This is a genomic window from Deltaproteobacteria bacterium, assembly GCA_028818775.1.
GTDB lineage: Bacteria > Desulfobacterota > Binatia > UBA9968 > JAJDTQ01 > JAJDTQ01.
Genome location: JAPPNE010000066.1, coordinates 1 through 3,674, shown reverse-complemented (window position 1 = coordinate 3,674; position 3,674 = coordinate 1). Strand labels below are relative to the sequence as shown.

Sequence of the window (3,674 nt, the reverse complement as noted above, 5' to 3'; positions counted from 1 at the left end):
GGTGTTCTTCGTGCCGGGCCTGACGGAGACGTTGCGGGTCAACGGGCGGGCTGAGATGTCCACGGAAGCGGAGCTGCTGCTGCCGCTGGCCATCAAGGGCAAGCTGCCTATCTGCGTCCTCAAGGTGACGGTGGAGGAAGCGTTCCTGCACTGCGCCAAGGCGTTGATTCGAGCTCGACTCTGGGAGGCGGACGCGCAAGTTGAGCGCTCCTGCTTCCCGACGTACGGCCGGGTCCTGGCGGACCAGATCGCCGGGGCTGACGCTGCCGAGATCGACGCGGGCGAGGAAGAGAGCGCCCGGACGGAGTTGTACTGACGTGATGACGCGGGGCGCGATCTACTGGTCGCGCATCGGCCGCGTCTGCTTCTCGGTCAACCAGCGCGACGCAGCCGGCCACTGACGCTCGGCACTTCGTCGTTCGGTGCCGGGCGTCGCCACGCGGGCAGCCGGGACGGCCTCGCGCCGTAACGCTCTCCGGAGCGCACCGCGCTCCCGCGATCGGGCCGCTCAGCCCCGAACCCTGATGTCGAGATGTCGACGACCGTGCCTGGTCCCTCGGCCACGATCGCCGGGCCCGTCCGCCGGTAGTCCGCGGGACCTTGGGCCGTCCGTTCCCCGGCCCGGGTCGGCTCGCCGGCGAGGCGGGCCGGACTCCGTGTCTGGCCCCGACCGCGGCAACAGCATCGGGGCGGGACCGCGCCGTCCGCCCCGGTGATCCTAGCAAGCGAGCCGGGCAGTCCGATAGACTGAAGCACCAAGGCGCAGGCCGTTCGACCCGTCGCCCCGGTCTTCGGGGAGCGGCCCGGGTCGCCGCCGGTACCGGAGGCGAAGAGGCATGAGGAAGTACGTCGAGTCCGCCAGCAGAACGCCGGCTCTCAGCGCCACGCTGGTCGCGACGCTGGTGCTGCTCGTCGTGGTGTTCCCCGCTCTGCCCATCGCCGGCGAAATGCTCGACGTGAAGACAGGCTACACCTATGCCGAGGCTGTCGCCGCGATGGAGAGCTACGGTGAGCGCGGGCGGCAGGTGTACGCGTGGTCCAGCCTCACGTTGGACGCGTTGCTGCCGTTCGCGTACGTCAGCTTCCTGGCCGGACTCGTCTACCGGTTCCGACCAACGGAACGGCTCTGGAGTCTGACCTGTCTGCCGGTCGCGGCAGGAGTGCTCGATCTGTGCGAGAACGTCCAGGTTGTCCTCATGCTGACTCGCTATCCGGACGTGTCCGCCGGGCAGGTGGCCGTCGCCTCGTGGTTCACCCTATCGAAGGGGTACACGGTTTCGGCCTGTCTGTTGCTGGTGATTGCTCTTGCCGCCGTTGCGGCGGTGCGTCGTGTCCGCCACGGCCTTCGTGACCGTGCGGCGTAGCTGCCAACCGAGCGTAGACCCGGACCGCCGAGCTCCTCGAGAGCGTCCTCGACGTCGACCTCGACGCCGTCAACGTTGAGTTGACGCGGGGGTTCGGTCGGGACTGACAGGCGCGCGGGAGACGAGAAGTCAATGAGACCGATCAACGTCGAGGTGCCGGACGCCAGGGAAGGGCGGGTCCGGTCGTTCATCGTGCGGATGGAGCTGGGCGAGCTGTCTATCCGCGTCGGCACGAAGATCCCGGCGCCGGGCGGCGGTGAGCCTGTCTGGGAGGCCAGACTCACGGCCGAGGGAGCCCGTGAAGTGAGCAGCGCCCTGCAGCTGGCAGCGGCGCGCATCGAGATGGAGGAGCATTCCCGCGGCCACGTGGACGACGGGGACAGCAGCGATACCGGTGGACGGTGAAGTTCTGCAGCGGTTGATCAGGGCGGCCGCCGGCGGCGTGAAGGTGCGGGACCTGTCCGGCCGTACCGGGACGGCGACGGCGATGCGCGGGGGCTTGGCCGTCGTCACCTACCCCGATGGCGTCGAGCGGGTGGACCCCGGCATGGCTCGCGTGGGCCGGCGCCGCCGACCGACCGAAAGGGCGACCGGTCCCGCCCAGAGCCAAGTGACGCAATGGCGAACTCTTGGTCGCAGCCGGCGTGCGCACCGAGATTGCGAGCCTCGAAACCCGGCTCATCCGCTGGATGGTCGGCACGGTGCTCGCGGCCGTCGGACCGACCTTCGGAATCTCGAACAGAAGAATCAGTCTGAAGGAGCGGCCATGAACCTGGCAAACGCGCGTGCTCAGTTTGGCCTCGATGCGAGCAGGATAGTCCATGGCGCGGCGCAGCTAACAGGAGCCTTCTGCAGCTACAACGAGATCGCCCAGTTCACGTTCCGCCCGTCCAAGGAGCCCCAACCCCCGCGAACGGTACCCGCTAACCCCATCGACTGGGATATCCAGCGGCGGTTCGCTTCGACTGCCGCTTGAGAGGATTTCACCCATGGTATCCAAAATCCCATCATGGGCTGTTGGGCTCACCGGCGCCCTGATCGCGATCATCGCGACGATTACGAGTGCCACCTTGCTCCATCAGACCCGCACCCGCATCACCGCGGCGACATCCGAGGTCGCAGAGATGCGGAACAGAAGTGACACACTATGGAGTAGTCATCGCCTGGCAGACCAGAGATCCACGGCGGCCGATGTTTTCCTAGCGATGGCGTTGGCGCAACGTTCCGACACGGAGGCGTTGCCCGTGCTACTACAGCAAACAGCAGCCCAACTCCAGGGAGCAGTTCTTGCCATGTCGGCTGCTTCCGGTGAAGCTGTGCCCGATGAACCACCAGAAGAGATTCAAAGGCTCTACGCCGCCCTTCTCGCTGGCGATCTAAACGGCTACGCAAGTCTGAGAGCTGAAATTGACGAGCGGCGCCTGCTATCGCAATCGACCATAAATCAGCTTGCCTCAGACGTTGGTTCTACAGAGCTGCGTATCGATTCCCTTAGAGCTCGGGAGTCGACGCTTTATCTGGCATACGTTTTTCTGAACTTGCTTGGTCTCATGGTCACGATGTGCAAAGACCTTCCCGTGTGGAAGCCAACCGTATTTCCCCGCTGCCACTCACAACCGCCGGCGGGTACTACGAGCACGCCCGCCGTGCCGACCGACCCGGCCGCTCGGGTTGTCACCGACCGCGCGGCGCCGTAGCGTCCAGGCGAATCGTCGACAACCCCTCACACGCCTCATTCCGGATGAACACCGCCGTCTTCGCCCGCTGCCTCGACTTGCCGCCCGACGCCGGCCGGGTGGCCGGCGACAGTCGAAACCGGGAGATGGTCGCCGGCGTGCGCAGGCCGCCATCTTCTCACTACCAGAGTCCGCCCCCAGCTCGACGGGCCGGCTTCCAAACGCGTCGGACGACTCGCCCCACGCCGTCGAGTGCGAGCTGGTCGAGGACGGCGGGGCGTTCGTGACGCGCCAGCCGCCCGATGCGGACCGTTCCCCGCCGTGTCGCCTTCGTCGACGGCACCATGCGCACCGAGGCGTGGCTGACAGCCGTCCGCTATTCCCACATCCGTGTCAGGCGTATCGCCTTCTTGGCCTTGACGAGTGTTCCTCTGACGAGTTTTCCGACGCGGTCCACTTTCAGTTGATTCTCGAATTCTTCCGCCAACGTTTCCATGTGCCGGCTGTGGAACGTTGCGAGTCGCTTTGCGCATTCTTGATCGCCGGGGTACTCCCGGTGTCTCAGTAGCTCCTTCCTCATCTCGTGGTTCACCACTACTGCCCCGAATAGGGCTCCATGTTCGAAAGCGGTCCC

The 3,674-nt window shown here is 66.1% G+C and carries 5 protein-coding genes; 4 read left to right on the top strand and 1 reads right to left on the bottom strand.

Annotation, left to right across the window (positions count from 1 at the left end; all coding sequences use genetic code 11):
* The 4 genes from OXU42_08665 to OXU42_08650 all read left to right on the top strand — a co-directional run.
* A partial coding sequence (locus OXU42_08665; protein MDE0029454.1) for a pyridoxamine 5'-phosphate oxidase family protein occupies positions 1-316 on the top strand: 316 nt, incomplete at its 5' end.
* Between the two features lie 520 nt (positions 317-836).
* A complete protein-coding gene (locus OXU42_08660; GenBank protein ID MDE0029453.1) occupies positions 837-1,364 on the top strand; it encodes a hypothetical protein in 528 nt (175 codons plus the stop codon).
* Between the two features lie 132 nt (positions 1,365-1,496).
* Positions 1,497-1,769, top strand: a complete 273-nt coding sequence (locus OXU42_08655) for a hypothetical protein (protein ID MDE0029452.1) — start codon at positions 1,497-1,499, stop codon at positions 1,767-1,769.
* Between the two features lie 584 nt (positions 1,770-2,353).
* Positions 2,354-3,061 carry a hypothetical protein gene (locus OXU42_08650; GenBank protein MDE0029451.1) on the top strand — a complete coding sequence of 236 codons (708 nt, stop codon included), beginning with the start codon at positions 2,354-2,356 and terminating at the stop codon, positions 3,059-3,061.
* Positions 3,062-3,416: 355 nt separating this feature from the next.
* On the opposite strand, the gene OXU42_08645 is transcribed toward OXU42_08650, so the two are convergent.
* On the bottom strand, positions 3,417-3,674 hold a 258-nt coding region (locus OXU42_08645), incomplete at its 5' end, for a hypothetical protein (GenBank protein MDE0029450.1).